15 protein-coding genes and 1 pseudogene are annotated in these 15,980 nt (G+C 26.7%); 8 read left to right on the top strand and 8 right to left on the bottom strand.

The features are described 5' to 3' along the window. Window position 1 precedes the first annotated feature (1 nt). The 7 genes and pseudogenes from QMD25_02615 to QMD25_02585 all read right to left on the bottom strand — a co-directional run bounded on the left by QMD25_02615 (window position 2) and on the right by QMD25_02585 (window position 6,507). Window positions 2-1,042 carry an L-erythro-3,5-diaminohexanoate dehydrogenase gene (locus tag QMD25_02615; protein ID MDI6860895.1) on the bottom strand — a complete coding sequence of 347 codons (1,041 nt, stop codon included), beginning with the start codon at window positions 1,040-1,042 and terminating at the stop codon, window positions 2-4. After that, the gene (locus QMD25_02610) at window positions 1,039-2,367 is read right to left on the bottom strand and encodes a sigma 54-interacting transcriptional regulator (protein MDI6860894.1); all 1,329 of its coding nucleotides are present in this window, start codon (window positions 2,365-2,367) and stop codon (window positions 1,039-1,041) included. Before QMD25_02610 ends, QMD25_02615 begins: the two co-directional genes overlap by 4 nt. 69 nt (window positions 2,368-2,436) lie before the next feature. After that, the gene (locus tag QMD25_02605; protein ID MDI6860893.1) at window positions 2,437-3,786 is read right to left on the bottom strand and encodes an aspartate aminotransferase family protein; all 1,350 of its coding nucleotides are present in this window, start codon (window positions 3,784-3,786) and stop codon (window positions 2,437-2,439) included. Between the two features lie 47 nt (window positions 3,787-3,833). Beyond that, window positions 3,834-4,838 (bottom strand): tRNA (adenosine(37)-N6)-threonylcarbamoyltransferase complex transferase subunit TsaD, encoded by a 1,005-nt coding sequence (gene tsaD / locus QMD25_02600; GenBank protein MDI6860892.1) that lies wholly within the window; start codon window positions 4,836-4,838, stop codon window positions 3,834-3,836. A 15-nt stretch (window positions 4,839-4,853) separates the two neighbouring features. Next, window positions 4,854-5,780: a branched-chain amino acid transaminase gene (locus QMD25_02595; GenBank protein ID MDI6860891.1), complete on the bottom strand. Its 927-nt coding sequence runs from the start codon at window positions 5,778-5,780 to the stop codon at window positions 4,854-4,856. A gap of 104 nt (window positions 5,781-5,884) precedes the next feature. Beyond that, a complete protein-coding gene (locus QMD25_02590) occupies window positions 5,885-6,310 on the bottom strand; it encodes a hypothetical protein (GenBank protein ID MDI6860890.1) in 426 nt (141 codons plus the stop codon). Window positions 6,311-6,354: 44 nt separating this feature from the next. After that, window positions 6,355-6,507: pseudogene (locus QMD25_02585) on the bottom strand (branched chain amino acid aminotransferase). A gap of 130 nt (window positions 6,508-6,637) precedes the next feature. Here QMD25_02585 and QMD25_02580 point away from each other — a divergent pair. From QMD25_02580 to QMD25_02545, 8 genes are read left to right on the top strand one after another with little or no spacing between them, the layout of a single operon-like run. Next, entirely contained in the window at window positions 6,638-7,798 is a 1,161-nt protein-coding gene (locus QMD25_02580) for an aldo/keto reductase (GenBank protein MDI6860889.1), read from the top strand. 50 nt (window positions 7,799-7,848) lie between these two features. Then, window positions 7,849-8,904, top strand: coding sequence for an alanine racemase (locus tag QMD25_02575; GenBank protein ID MDI6860888.1), 1,056 nt, complete (start codon window positions 7,849-7,851; stop codon window positions 8,902-8,904). After that, on the top strand, window positions 8,901-9,431 hold the full coding sequence (locus tag QMD25_02570; protein ID MDI6860887.1) for a chromate transporter: 531 nt from the start codon (window positions 8,901-8,903) through the stop codon (window positions 9,429-9,431). Before QMD25_02575 ends, QMD25_02570 begins: the two co-directional genes overlap by 4 nt. Next, on the top strand, window positions 9,428-9,952 hold the full coding sequence (locus QMD25_02565; protein ID MDI6860886.1) for a chromate transporter: 525 nt from the start codon (window positions 9,428-9,430) through the stop codon (window positions 9,950-9,952). Before QMD25_02570 ends, QMD25_02565 begins: the two co-directional genes overlap by 4 nt. 27 nt (window positions 9,953-9,979) lie before the next feature. Then, entirely contained in the window at window positions 9,980-11,557 is a 1,578-nt protein-coding gene (locus QMD25_02560; protein ID MDI6860885.1) for a M2 family metallopeptidase, read from the top strand. A 9-nt stretch (window positions 11,558-11,566) separates the two neighbouring features. Continuing rightward, window positions 11,567-12,487, top strand: a complete 921-nt coding sequence (gene argF, locus QMD25_02555; protein MDI6860884.1) for an ornithine carbamoyltransferase — start codon at window positions 11,567-11,569, stop codon at window positions 12,485-12,487. An 18-nt stretch (window positions 12,488-12,505) separates the two neighbouring features. Beyond that, the gene (locus QMD25_02550; protein MDI6860883.1) at window positions 12,506-13,075 is read left to right on the top strand and encodes a helix-hairpin-helix domain-containing protein; all 570 of its coding nucleotides are present in this window, start codon (window positions 12,506-12,508) and stop codon (window positions 13,073-13,075) included. Next, entirely contained in the window at window positions 13,072-15,249 is a 2,178-nt protein-coding gene (locus tag QMD25_02545) for a DNA internalization-related competence protein ComEC/Rec2 (protein ID MDI6860882.1), read from the top strand. The genes QMD25_02550 and QMD25_02545 overlap by 4 nt, the downstream gene beginning before the upstream one ends. Here the strand turns inward: QMD25_02545 and QMD25_02540 are convergent. Then, window positions 15,210-15,944, bottom strand: coding sequence for a class I SAM-dependent methyltransferase (locus QMD25_02540; protein MDI6860881.1), 735 nt, complete (start codon window positions 15,942-15,944; stop codon window positions 15,210-15,212). The genes QMD25_02545 and QMD25_02540 overlap by 40 nt on opposite strands. Between the last annotated feature and the right edge of the window lie 36 nt (window positions 15,945-15,980).

Below are 15,980 nucleotides of genomic sequence, written 5' to 3'. Positions count from 1 at the left end.
TTCATTTACCTCCAAACTCTTCTTCAAATATTTCTCTTAAAATAGGACACTCCCTTAAAATATTGAATGCAAATTCAGCGTGCCCCTTTGCATAACCATTTCCAATTAACATATCAATATCCTTTCCAACACCTTCTGCACCAAGTGCTGCTTTTGTAAAAGAAGTTGCCATACTGAAGAAATAAACTAAACCTCTCTCTTTACATGAAAGAATTGAAGAAAGTTCTGTATCAGGAACATTTACACAATTTATCACCTTATCACACAATTCTCCTTTAGTTATTTCATTTATTTTTTCATAAATTTCTACTGGATCTTGAGCATTTCCGGTAATTAAATAATCGTAATAACCCAATTTCTCTAACCTTCTTTTTGATCTTTCAGAATGAGCGAGAGCAATAACAACTCCTTCTTTTACATATTTTTTTGCAACATATGTACAAAGAAGGCCAGATTTACCACCTGCTCCAATTATCAATACTTTATCACCATCTTTAACTATTCTAGAAACTTGTATTGGAGCACCTGCCACATCAAGAAGAGAAAGAGCAGTTCTTAAAGAAAAATCGGATGGAATTTTTGTAAACACTCCAGTTTCAAATAAAACTGCTTTTCCTTCAATTTCTACCTGTTCTCTTTCAATATCAATGCTTTTTATATTTTCAATTTTTAATGGAGTTAAAGAAAGAGAAACAAGCGATGCAATAAGATCCCCCTCTTTTGCTTGAACTTTATCTTTAAGATCTTCTCCAATCTTCTCAATAACTCCAACAAACATTCCACCAGAACCAGTGATAGGATTATGCATCTTTCCTCTTTCTTCAACTATCTTTAAAATTATCTCTTCAATTTTTCGTTTGTCTCCCTTTGCTTCATTTTTTATTTGAGTAAAAGATGATGAATCAATATTTAAAAATTTAACATTAACAAGAATTTCATTTGAATAAATAGTTGAAAAATCATTGTTTAACTTTTTTGCAGGTTGAGGAAGATAACCTACTGGTTCTAAAACTCTATGTCTTCCAAATTTATCTCCTTTCATACTTTTCTCCTTTCTCCTATTTTGTATTTTTTTATTTTATATTGAAGTGTTTGTCTTGGTATTTTTAAAACTTTACTTGCTTTTGAAATATTATTATTTGAAATGTGTAATACTTCTTCAATTATCTTTTTTTCAAATTCAGAAGAGATATCAACTAAACTTAGTTCTTTATAATAAATAGATTTTGGAAGAGATTCTTTTTTAATAATTTTTCCTTCAGAATGTAAATATGCATACTCTATTATGTAAAAAAGTTCACCAACATTTCCTGGAAAGTTAAAGGTAAGTAGAAATTCAAAAAAATCTTCCCCAAATTTTTTATCCTTTTTATATTTTTTATTTAGTTTATTTAGAAAATAATCTGAAAGAAATAAAATATCCTCTTTCCTTTCTCTTAGTGGAGGAATTTCAAATTCAATTTTTGAAATTTCATAATATAAATCTTTACTTAATTTACCCTCTTTTATTGAAAAAATTGGAAGAGTTTCAATTGAAGTTATTAATCTTCCAGAGAGTTCACCATTTTCAATTAAAAATGTTAATTTATCTTGTAAATTTAATGGAAGTGAATCAATATTTGCGAGATAAAGTGTTCCACCTTCAACAATATGAATTAATCCTTCTTTAATTAATTTTTGATCTGAATTGTAAATACCAAAAAGCATCTCTTCAAGCAATGACTCTTCAAGAGTTGCACAATTCAAATATAAAAATTTTTTATCTTTTCTTTTCGATATTGAGTGAATAATTTGAGCAAGAAGCCTTTTTCCAACCTGAGATTCGCCAATAATTAAAATTGGAGTGTCTAAATCCTTAACCTTTTTTATCTCCTCTTTTATCTTTAATAATCTCTCGTCTTTTGTTTTAAAATCATCAAATGTTGGTAACGGTCTAACTTGATTTAACTCTTCATTTTTTCTACTTTGTAATTCAATTATCTTTTCGCTCAACTTTTTTATTTCTGTAATATCTCTTGAAAGTTCAATTGCACCAATCAATTCTCCACCATAAAAAAGAGGAAATGTTGTATTTAAAGTTGTTATTTCTTTTCCTTTATAAGTCAAAAAAACTTGAAGTTTATTTATTATTGGTTCACCCGTTTTTAATACCTTAATAAGAGTTGATGTTTCTGGAGTTAAAGATGGAAAAACTTCAAGGATATTTTTTCCTATAACCTCATCAGGAGAAAGCCCTTCAAGTTTTGAATTTGCCTTGTTATAAAAAAGAGTAACGCCATTTTTATCAACAATATGAATTCCTATGTCTACATAGTTTAGTAATATATCAATTAAAGATTCCCATGGAAAATATTTTATTTTTTCCATTGATAAAATTATAACATATTTTTAAAATAGAATTTTTGCCTAAAATTTGGCATAAAGTTTAAAAAAAAATTAAATATCTACACTTCTTGTTGCTTCATCAATTGCTTCATCAAGAATTTCTACAATTTTCTCTAAATCTTTATCTTCAATTACAAGAGGTGGTGCAACATATGTTTTGTCAACTGATGCTCTACATAAATATAAACCTCTTCTATATGCTGCTTCTTCAACTCTCATTGCAAATCTTATATGAGATGGTATTCTCTCTTTTGTATCTTTATTTTTAACATACTCAATTGCCCAATGGAGTCCAATTCCTCTTACATCTCCAACTCTTTTATGTTTTTTTAATTCCATCAAAAGTTTTCCTAACTTCTCACCTTTTTCTTTGGCCCTTTTTGGTAAATTTTCTTTTTCAATAACTTCTATATTTTTAAATGCAGCAACTGTTGAGAGACAATGCCCTCCAAAAGTATGACCATGAACAAACATATTATCAATGAAAACCTCAAATAATTCTTCTTTGACAATCATTGCACCAAGAGGAGCATATCCAGATGTTATACCTTTTCCAAAAACCATTATATCTGGATCAAGATCAAAAAGAAGAGAACCAAAAAGTTCTCCACATCTTCCCCATCCATTTATAACTTCATCAGCAATAATAAGTATGTTGTTTTCTCTTGCAATGTTTTGGATCTCTTCAAAATATTTTTTTGGCGGAACAAGAGCACCAGCAGCACTCATAACTGGTTCTAAAATTATTGCTGCTATCGTTCCTTTTCCTTCATAATAAATAACATCTTTGAATTGTTTGGCACATTCAACATTACAAGTTTCAGGTTCTTTTCCAAAATCACATCTATAGCAATATGGTGGTGAGATATGAATGAAAAATGGAAGCAGAGGCTCAAATGGTTGTCTATAGATTCTTAAACCTGTTGCAGAAAGAGCACCATAAGTGACTCCATGATATGATTCTCTTCTTGAAATAATTTTCTTTTTTTCAGGATGACCTTTTAATGCCCAATATTGTCTTACAAATTTTATTGCTGATTCTACTGCTTCAGATCCTCCAGAAATAAAAAATGTTGTTTTAAGTGTTGATGGAGTAATTTTACTTAATTTGTCAGCAAGTCTTATTGCAGGTTCATTAAAATATCCGCCAAACAAACTTGCATAATTAATTTTTTCAAGTTGTTCTTTTAGGGCATCAATTATCTCTTTTCTTCCATGTCCAATGTTAACAGTCCACAAAATTGAAAGACCATCAATGTACTCTTTTCCATCAATATCATAAATTTTTGCACCGTCTCCTTTAACAATTATCTTTGGACCCTTTTCTCTAATTTCTTTAACAAATGCATAATGTGGAAGAACATTACTCTCTGCAATTTTTACTAATTCATTTTTATCCATAAAAACCTCCAAACTTTTTAATTATCAATGAAATTATATCATTTTACCTAATTTTTCTTTATATATGGATTTGTATTTAATTTTAATGATGCAACTGCGTCAAGATCATAATCAGAAAAATAACCTTCTAATAAATATCTTTCGCCAACTAATGCAATCATTCCTCCATTATCAGTTGAAAACTCAAAAGAAGGAAAATAAAATTCAAAATTATTATTTAAACTAAAAAATTGTCTTAAAAATTTGCTTGCAGAAACTCCACCAACAACTGATACTCTATTTATATTAAACTCCTCATATGCAAGTTCAATTTTTTTCATAAGCGATTCATATATTGTATAAAACATCGAAGAGACAAGATCTTCAATTTTAAAATCTCCTTTATTTATAACATTTAAAACTTCAGTTTTTAAACCCGAGAATGAAAATGAGTACCTTTTTTCTTTATCTTTGAATTTTGGAATAGAAAATTTATATTTTTTTGGATCTCCTTTAAGTGCAAGATCATCAAGCGCTTTTCCAGCAGGATAATCAAAACCTAATTTTCTCCCTATCTTATCAATAATCTCTCCTGCTGAATCATCAACTGTCTCTCCTAAAAATTTATATTTAAAATTTTCTTCAAAAATTAAAAGAATTGTATGACCACCAGATATTATTAAAGATAAGAATGGAAACTTTAAATCATGATCAAAAAAAATTGAGTAAATATGGCCTTCTAAGTGATTTACACCAATTAGAGGAATTGAAAGAGAATATGAAAGGGTTTTTGCAAATTCAACACCAACAAGTAAAGATCCAACAAGACCTGGTCCAATTGTAACTGAAACTCCTTCAACTTGATTAATTGAAATTCCACTTTTCTTTTCGAGTTCCTCAATAACATAGGGAAAAATCTCGAGTTGCTTTCTAGCAGCAATTTCTGGCACCACTCCTCCATATTTTTTATGAAAATCCTCTGATGTTGCTCTTACCATTGAGATGAGTTTTCCATTTTCAACAATAGCCATTGATGTATCATCACATGAAGTTTCAACACCTAAAACTTTCATTTCAATTAAATTTTATCAAATGTTTACATAATCACACCATCCATATTTATCTTCTTCTTTTCCTTCAACAATTTTTGAATATTTTTCTTGAAGTAATCTTGTTATTTTACCAACACTGCCATTTCCAACTGGAATTTTATCTACACTTATAACTGGAGTAACTTCTGCTGCTGTTCCAACTAAAAACATTTCATCTGCTACATAAAGTGCCTCTCTTGGAATAAATTCAACTCTTACTTCAATTCCTATATCTTTTGCAATTTTTATAATTGTGTCTCTTGTAATTCCTTCAAGAATTGAAGAAGAAAGTGGAGGTGTATAAAGAATCTCATTTTTAACAAGAAAAATGTTTTCACCACTGCCTTCACTAACATAACCAAAATAATCAAGAAGAATTGCTTCATCAAAACCATAACTTACAGTTTCCATTAAGGCAAGTTGTGAATTCAAGTAATTTCCACTTGCTTTTGCCATTGCAGGAAGAGTATCAGGAGCAAATTTTCTCCAAGATGAAACTGAAACATTTATTCCCTTTTTAATATTTTCATCACCAAGATATTTTCCCATATCAAATGCAATAATAGACACTTCTACTGGAACACCCAAGGGATTTGGCGCTATTGTTCCATACCCCCTATACGCTATTGGTCTTATATAGGCTGACTCTAAATCATTCTTTCTTATCAACTCTTTTGTTGCTTCCCTTAACTCTTCAATTGAATATGGTAGTTCCATTCTATAAATTTTTGCAGAATTTTTTAATCTAATAAGGTGATCTTTTAATCTGAAAATTTCAGGTCCTTTATCTGTTTTATAACACCTTATTCCTTCAAAAACTCCTGAACCATAATGTATAACATGAGATAATATATGAATTTTAGCATCCCACCAATTGACAAATTCACCATTCATCCAAATAAATTTAGATTCTTTAATAGGCATGACTCCTCCTTAAAAATATAATTAAGCAATATTTTATATTATTTTATTTAAATTTCAATTCAAAATGATAGTGAAATTTATTTATATATAAAAATGGGAAACTTCTATGATTTAACTAATTTTTTAACTAATAATATTCCAAAAACTCCTAAAATAATTAAGGCTAATATATAAATTATTACAAAAGTGATTAAAATTGTAAACATTGTGGTAGTTAACTCAGTTTCACCTGATGCAACACCTGTTAATTGTGCAATAAGTTGAGGTAAAAAAAATGAACCAATCAAAACTAAAGAACAAATTACAATATTTTTAATACTTTTTTTGGTTCTTAAACTAACTATTATCAACAATATTACTCCTATTAAAATTAAAAGAAAAAACTCCATTGTCATTAGATAATCAAATCTGAATTTTTTAAAATAAAATAATGATAATAAAGCAAAAAATAGAGGCGCTATAATTGGTATCCAGATAAGAACAGTACCTGTTATTGCAATAATTTTATCAATTAATCCTATTTTTTTCATATTTCCTCCTTTTTTAATATAGTAACATAATATTATCATATTTTTAATCTAATAAGGTGATCTTTTAATCTGAAAATTTCAGGTCCTTTATCTGTTTTATAACACCTTATTCCTTCAAAAACTCCTGAACCATAATGTATAACATGAGATAATATATGAATTTTAGCATCCCACCAATTGACAAATTCACCATTCATCCAAATAAATTTAGATTCTTTAATTAAAAATTAGTGCTTCCTTATACAAAAATATAATTAGTCATTTATTATTGTATGTAATGTTTAATTTTGTTAAAATTAGCAAAAATTAGTTCAAAAGGAGGTAAGAGTGAATTATAAAGAATATAAAAAATTTAAAATTTCTGAAATTGGAATAGGAACTTATTCATTAAGTGGTGTTTATGGTAAAAAAGATTTAAATGAGTTTAAGAAAATGATAAATAGAGCATATGAATTGGGTATAAATTTTTTTGATACAGCAGAGGCTTACGGAGATGCCGAAAAAATTCTTGGAGAGTTTGTTAAAGATTTTAGAAAAAATATTTATATTGCTACTAAAGTTGGCATTAAAAAAGGAGTTATACCCAATCTTAAAGAAGACTATATCTTAACAGCATGTGAAGAAAGTTTAAAAAATTTAAAAACAGATTATATTGATTTATACCAAATACATTTTAATGATCCTTACACTCCAGTTGAAGAGACAGTAAATGCTTTAGAGAAATTAAAAAAAGAAGGGAAAATTAGAGAATACGGAATTGGTCATCTTCCAATGTCTATAGTAGAGGAGTATTTTAAAATTGGAAATGTGTTTTCTTTTCTTGTTGAATTAAGTGCAGTTGTAAGGGAGTCAAAAAGAGATTTAATACCTTTAAGTGAAAAATATAATATTGGAATTATTGCTTTTAGTACAACTGGAAGAGGAATTCTAACTGGAAAATTTAACGAAAATAAAAAATTTGAGCCACAAGATATAAGAAATTTTGATCCTTTATTTCAATATGAAAAATTTGAATCTGCAATAAGAATATATAATAAATTTAAGGAATTAAGTAAAAAATATGATAAAACCCCAGTACAAATGGCAATAAATTGGGTATTATGTCAAAACAAGATAATTACAGCTCTTATAGGGCCTTCAAATATTGAACATCTTGAAGAGGATATTAAAGCAAGTGGGTTTAAAATTTCTAATGATGATTTAAATGAATTGGAAATATTTTTTAAAAAGGAGGATGAATGGATAAAAGAAGAGGCCAAAAAGAGAATTTATAAAATTTTGAATGAACCTCTAAATTTAGATTTCTTTAAAAATTTTAAAGATCTTGTATATGTTATTGAGATGAGTCTAATATTAAAATTAACTGAAGAAAAAGAAATATTACCAATATTTCAAAAACTTTTTGGTTTTCTTAAAAATTTTGAAAAAATTTCGAAGAATGATTTTGAAAATATAAAAGAGGAGTTAAAAAATTTAATTAACTATTAATTTTAATCAAATTGAAAGAAAATCTTTAAAGAGTTATAATTTTTAGAGTTATGTATCCAAGATTAATTATTAATTTAAAAGCAATAGGTGAAAATTATTTAAAGATAAGAAAAAAGTGTGAAGAGTTAGGAGTTGAACTTATTCCTGTTACAAAAGTTGTTAGAGGTGACGAAAATATTGTTAGAACCCTTATCTCCCTTGGTGCTAAAACCATTGGAGATTCAAGAATAAAAAATATAAAAAATTTTTCTCATCTTAGAGTTCAAAAACTTCTTTTAAGAGCGCCTTCTTTTTCAGAAATTGATGAAGTAGTTGATTTAGTTGACATTTCTTTGGAGACAGAACTTTCAACAATTGAAAAACTTTCACTCTCCTTAAAAAAGAAAGGTAAAAAACATGGTGTTATTGTAATGGTTGAAGTGGGAGAGTTAAGAGAAGGAGTAATGCCAGAAGATGTAATTCCATTTGTAAAAAAAATCTTAAGTTTTCCAAATATTATTTTTTTAGGACTTGGAACAAATACAACTTGTTTTTCAGGAATAATTCCAGATGAAAAGAATTTAAAAATACTTTATGAATTAAAATCAAAACTTGAAGAAGAGAAAATTCCTGTTAAAGTTATCTCAGGAGGAGGATCTAATTTATTGAAGATGATTTGGGACCATAAACTTCCAAATTTTATTAATCAAATAAGAGTAGGAGAAGGAATTTTTTGTGGTGTTGAAGCAATAAATAGAGAAAATCTTCCTGGTTTAAGAGAAGATACATTTCTTCTTGAAGCACAATTAATTGAAGTAAAAAGGAAACCATCAAAACCATGGGGTAAAAGAACAAAAGATGCATTTGGAGAGGAGGTTGAGTTTAAAGATGAAGGATTAATGATTAGAGGAATCCTTTCTTTAGGAAGACAAGACATCAATTTAGGTGGAATAAAACCTGAAGAAGATATAAAAGTAATAGGAGCATCAAGTGATCATATGGTTATAAATTTAAATAAAAGATACTTTTTAAAAGTTGGAGATATTATCTCTTTGAGATTAAACTATTCAGGAATTTTATCAGCAATGACTTCTCCTTATATTGAAAAAGTATATATTGAAGAATGAGATTTAAATTATTATTATTTTTTACTTTTTTAAAAATAAGTGCCTTAACACTTGGAGGGGGTTATGCTATGGTTCCTATAATTGAGAGGGAAATTATTAAAAAAAATATCATTGATAAAGAGGAGTTTTTAAAATTATTTTCAAAAGCACAAAGTGCTCCAGGTCCAATTGCGGTTAATACTGCTTTTATGATTGGAATGAAACTTGGTGGAATTTTATTAGGTTTTTATTATGTTTTAGGTGTATTTATTCCGCCATTTTTTGCTATTTTAATTGTTGCATCTTTATTTAAAAAATATATAAATTTATTTTATATTCAATATTTTCTTGAAGGAATAAGAGTTGGAATTGCTGTTATATTGATTAATTTTTTTCTCGGAATTATTAAAAATTTCAAAATTTACGAATTTGTTTTTCTTTTGTTTGGTTTTTTACTAATCTATTTTTTAAAACTCCATTCAATTTACACTCTAGTTTCAATTACATTTTTATATTTTATTTTTATTTCAATTAGGGTTAAAAAATGATTTTAAAACTTTTCTTTATATTCTTTAAAATAGGTCTTTTCTCTTTTGGAGGTGGATGGAGTGCTTTATCAATTATTAAAGATGAACTTGTAAGTATTTATAAATTAATTACATTAAAAGAATTTCTAGATATGGTTTCAATTGCTGAAATAACCCCAGGTCCTATTGCTTTAAATATTGCGACTTACACTGGAAATAAATTTGCTTCTGTTTCTGGTAGTTTCTTTGCGTCTGTTGCTTTAATTTTACCTGGGATAATAATTTTAATTTTATTGGAAACAATATTAAATTTTTTAAATAAAAGATATGATCTTTCAAAATTTTATAAGAGTTTAAGAGTTGGTGTTGCTGTATTGGTTTTGTTTGCAACTTATTTAATAACATCAAATTCAATAATTGATTTTAAGACATTTTTAATTTTTTTGTCTCTTTTAATTTTAATTTTTCTTAAAAAGAATCTTCATCCTCTTTTTATTGTTTTTCTTGGGGGTATAGGAGTTATGTTAATTAAAATGTTATAATTTTTAAAAAGTTGAAAGGAGGATAGAATGGAAATTAAGGAATTTTTAGATAAGGTAAACAGTGAATTAAAAGAGTTAATTAAAGAAGTTAGTTTAAATTATTGGAATCTAGCCACAACTGGCGAGAAAAAGTGGGAAGAAAAATTAAAGGAAAGTGACTTAAAATTAAGAAAGTATCTTTCTGATAAAGAGAAATTTAAACTTGTTGAAAAATATCTTAAAGATACATCCCTCTCAAAGATTGAACATAGAGAACTTCTTCTTTTAAGAAATGAAATGCTTCCAAATCAAATAAGTGAAGAAAAATTAAAAGAATTATCAACAAAAGAAATAGAAATAGAATCAATTTTTGTTAATTTTAGGGGGAAAATCGATGGTAAAGAAGTAAGTGATAATGAAATTGTTGAAATTTTAAGGAATGAAAAGGATTCATCTTTAAGAAAAAAGGCTTGGGAAGCAAGTAAAGAGATAGGCGAAGTAGTTGCACCAAAAATTTATGAACTTGTAAAATTAAGGAATTCTATTGCAAGAGACTTTGGTTATTCAAACTATTATGAAATGATGTTTGATTTACAAGAGTTAAATGTCAATGAAGTTCATAAAATATTTAAAGATTTTAAATCAAAAACTGATACTTCTTTTATGATTATAAAAGATGAAATTGATGAAAGGGTTTCAGAAAAATTAGGAATTCCATCACAAGATATAATGCCATGGCATTATAGTGATAGATTTTACCAAGAAGCGCCAAATGTTTATGATATTCCATTTGATGAAATTTTTAAAAATAGAAATATAGAAGATTTAACCAAAAAAACATATTCTGAAATTGGAATGGAAGTTGAAGAGATTTTAAAAAGAAGCGATCTTTATGAAAGAAAAGGGAAAAATCAACATGCTTTTTGTATTTTTATAGATAGAGAAGAAGATGTTAGAATTTTAGCGAATATAAGACCAAATGAAAAGTGGGCTGAAACAATGCTTCATGAAATGGGTCATGCTGTTTATGATAAATATATAGACAAAAATCTCCCAGTAATATTAAGAACCCCTTCACATATTTTTACGACTGAAGCAGTGGCAATGTTTTTTGGCAGATTAGTAAGAAAACCTGAATGGTATAAAAAAATATTAAAGATGAATCCAAATGATGTTGAAAAGTTTGAAATTGAACTAATTAAATCTTTAAGAGATCAACTTATGATTTCTGCAAGATGGATTATAACCTTTGTATTCTTTGAAAGAGAACTTTATGAAAGAGAAGAAAATATTGACACACTTTGGTATGATTTTGTTTCTCAAAATCAATTTTTGAATATTCCAGAGGAGAGAAGAGGTAAACCAGATTGGGCAGCAAAGATTCATTTTGGAACAAACCCAGTATACTATCAAAACTATCTTCTTGGAGAAATGATGGCTTCTCAAATGGAATTTTATATAAAAAATAATATATCAGATGAAATTTTCAATAAAAAGATAGGTGCATTTTTTATAAATAAAATCTTTAAACCAGGTGCAAGTTTGAGATGGGATGAACTTTTAATACAATCAACAGGAGAAACTCTCAATCCAGATTATTTAATAAAGGAGGTTTCAATTTTATAAGGAGGGAGTATGAGTTTAAAAGGAAGACATCTTTTAACTCTTTATGATTTTACAAAAGAGGAACTAAATTTATTTTTACAAGCAGGAGAGGAACTTAAATTAAGATCAAAAATGGGTGAAAAAACTTTAATTCTTTCAGGTAAAAAGTTGGGTATGATTTTTGAGAAACCATCCACAAGAACGAGAGTATCTTTTGAAGTTGCAATGTATGAACTTGGAGGGCATGCAATTTATCTTTCATCAAACGAACTCCAACTTAAAAGAGGAGAAACAATTGCTGATACTGCAAGAGTTCTCTCAAGATATTTAGATGGAATAATGGCAAGAGTTTATTCTCACAAAAACTTAGTAGAACTAGCAGAATATTCAACTATTCCAGTTATAAATGGTTTATCTGATAAGTTTCATCCATGTCAAGTCTTAGGTGATCTTTTAACAATAAAAGAAAAAAAGGGAAGATTAGAGGGAATTAAATTAACTTATGTTGGAGATGGAAATAATGTATGTCATTCTTTAATGATTGGTGGGGTAAAAATGGGGCTTAAAGTAGTTATTTCAACCCCAAAAGAGTATCAACCAGATCCAGAGGTTATAAAAATGGCTAAGGAATGTGAAAAAGATGGTGGTGAACTGATCTTAATTGAAGATCCGATTGAGGCAGTTAAAGATAGTGATGTTATATATACTGATGTTTGGGTATCAATGGGACAAGAAGATAGTGAAATTAAAAAGAAAAGACTTCTTCCATATCAGGTAAACAAAGAACTTGTAAAATATGCAAAAGAAGATTACATTTTTATGCATTGCCTTCCTGCACATAGAGGTGAAGAAGTTGTGGATGAAGTTATAGATAGCCCAAATTCTGTTGTTTTTGATCAAGCAGAAAACAGATTACACATTCAAAAAGGAATTTTATCGCTTTTATTATAAAAATTTGGAGGGGATAAATTGGTTTTAGAAAAAAGAGAATGGATAATTATTTCAATAATTTCTTTTATTTTAGGAATTATTGTTGGATTTTATTCATCAAAATTGAGTACAAAAGAAAATTTATCTTTTGTGGAAACAAAAGAAAAAATTTATGTTCAGATAAGTGGTGAGATAAAATATCCTGGTGTATATGAAATGGAAAATGGAGATAGGGTTTTTCAACTTGTTGAAAAAGCAGGTGGTCTTACTGAAAATGCAGATTTAAATTCAATTAATCTATCCAAAAAGTTAATAGATGGAGAGAAGATAATAATTTTTTCGAAAAAGAGCATAAATGAAAATGAGACATCAATTTCTCAATCAGGAACCGTATCTTCTCAATCAAAATCAAATCTAATAAATATAAATACTGCATCAAAAGAAGAACTTGAGTCTCTTCCAGGAATTGGACCAACTCTTGCTCAAAAAATTATAGATTATAGAGAAACTAATGGATATTTTCAAACAATTGAAGATATTAAGAAAGTATCGGGAATAGGTGATAAAAAGTTTGAAGCAATTAAAAATTTAATAACAGTTGGTCCTTGAGGAAACTATTTAAATTAATTTTTCTTTTCTTTCTTATATCTCTTTTCTCTATTAAATTTCCTATTTTAATATTATTTCTTTTTATTCCAATTATTTTTATAAAAAGAAAAGACTTTTTAATTTTTTACATAATTTTTATACTTTTAGGAGTCATAAGAATTTATTTTTATAGAACACCTAAATTTCTTCAACTTAATGAAAATAATTTAAATGGAGTTGTTTGTTCTTATGAGAAAGAAAATAATTTTATATTAAAAACTGACTTTGGAAAAATTTTAATTTATAAAAATAAAACCTTTTCAATAAAACCAGGTGATTTTGTCTCTTTGGAGGGTTATTTTTTAAATGATTCTAAAGGTAATCCTGGAGAAGAAAGTTATTATATTTATTTATTAACCGAGGGAATAAGAAGTAAATTTTATGCTAATAAAGTAGAAATAATAAAAAGAAATGATGGTTTAATATCAAGAATAAGAGAAAAAATTTATGAAAATTTTAATTCTCTTGGAAAATTATCTGAGTTTATTGAAGGATTTATTCTTGGTGGAAAAAACGTTGATAGTGAGGTTAAAGATCTATTTAAATATAGTGGAGTAATTCACCTTTTTGCAATTTCTGGAATCCATCTTGCAATTTTAGGAGGATTTTTCTCAATTTTTCTTGATCCATTACTTGTTATAATAATTCTTTTTATATATCTTTCTATTATTCTATTTCCTGTTTCTGCAGTTAGAGCATTTTTTATGTTTTCTTTTTGTCAAATAGGAAAGTTATTTAAAAAAGAAATTGATATATTGAACACTCTCTTATTTTCAGCAATTCTTCTTATTTTAATAAATCCATTAAATATAATTTCACCATCTTTTTTATTAACATTTTTATCAACCCTTTCAATAATTACAATTTCAGGTAAATTTAAAAAGAACATTTTAAACTTTTTGATTACTCCATCTTTTATAACATTTGGTTCTTTTCCAATTCTTATATACTTTTTTCCGTTCTTCTCATTTGTAACACTTATTTCAAATTTATTAATTGTTCCTTTAATATCAATTTTTCTTCCAATTATATTTTTATTTACACTTCTTTCTTTATTAATTAAAGAGATAATTTTAATTCTTAAACCAATTTCTTTTATAACTGAGAAAGTAATTACATTTTTTGCTAATTTACCTTTATCTTCAATTGGAGTTAAAAAGCCTAATTTTCTTTTTATTATTTTCTATTTTCTTCTCTATTTTCTTATTATTTTAATACTATTTAAAGAAATTGAATTTAAAAAAGCCAAGAAACTTTTATTTATTTTTTTGGTTTTATCTTTATTTGCACTCTCTTACTCTTATATTAATGAATTTGGAAGATTAAAAATAATATTTTTTGATGTTGGAGAGGGAGATTCAATTCTTTTAAAAACACCTCAAAATTATACGATTTTAGTTGATGGAGGTGGGACTTTTTATAAAGAAAAGAGAAGTCCTGGAATTAGAGTTTTAAATTCATTAAAAAGATTAGGAATCAATGAAATTGATTATCTTATTTTTACCCATGAGGATAGCGATCATATTGAGGGTCTTTTTCATATTGTAAAAAGAGAAAAAATTAAAAATTTGCTTTATCCAGATATAAATTTAAACTCTTATGGATTAGATTTAATAAAAATTCTTAAAGAAAATAATGTAAAAAAGGAAAAATTAAAAAGAGGAGATAGTTTTGAAATAGATGGCTTAAAGTTTTATGTTTTAAATCCATATAAAGGGGGGAAAGACTATTTAAGAGCAAATGATAACAATAATTCACTATGTTTAATAGGTGAATTTAGAAATTATAAATTTCTTTTGAGTGGAGATATTGAAAATGAAGTAATTGAAGAGATATACTCACTTTATCCAGATAAACTAAAAGATACTTTCATTTTTAAAGTCCCTCACCATGGAAGTGTAAACTCGTTTAATTTAAAATTTTATTTACTTTTAAACCCTAAAATATCAATTATATCTGTTGGACCAAACAATTTTAATCATCCTTCAGATGAAATAATTTCTTCACTTTTATCTTTAAATTCAAAAATTTTTAGAACTGATAAAGATGGTGCGATTGAGATAGAAATTTTTAAAAATAACTTAAAAATAAAAAATTATAACTTTTCTGAGATGACTATCAATCTCTTTGATTGATTTGAATATTCTTCACCGTCATATCCACCATATATATTTAATATTTTAAAATATGATTTATTTAAATAATGTTCAATCTCTTTTAAAGTAAAAATTCTATAAATTCTTGTATATGTTTTAATTGTTCCCTCTTTTATAATAACTCTTTCAGTTTTCAATCTACTAATTTTATAATTTAATTCATTTCTTTCAAGAATATAAAAATCTCCTTCTCTTTCCCACCTCTCTTTTGGAAGATTTTTTAGCATATAAAAAATATTTTCAATATCTAACAAAAATTTTCCACCACATTTTAGTGATTGGTTAATTTTCTTAAGTAAAGAGAGGTTTTCTTCATCAGAAAAATAACCAAAACTTGTCCACATAGAAAGAACTGCATCAAATTCTTCTAAAAAAGAAATTTCTCTCATATCCATTTTTATAAAGTTGACATTTTGAAGACCTTCTTTTAATTTATTTGCAATATCAATATATTTTTCATTAAAATCAACTCCTACTCCAAAAAATCCCCTTTTCCCCAATTCAATAATATGTCTCCCAATTCCACATCCTAAATCCAAAATTTTCATTCCCTTTTTAAGAGATAAGGAATTGATAATAAAATTAACCTGTTTTAAAGTAAGTTCTTCTCTTTGTTTTTTTAAATAAAGAGTAAGATAATTTTCGTCAAAAAAATCTAAAAACCATTCTTTCATTAAATCCTCTTAATTTAAATCTTACAAAAAATTCAC

Source organism: Caldisericia bacterium, from assembly GCA_030018355.1.
In the GTDB taxonomy this organism is placed as follows: Bacteria; Caldisericota; Caldisericia; order B22-G15; family B22-G15; genus JAAYUH01.
This window is presented reverse-complemented; position numbering and strand designations above follow the sequence as displayed.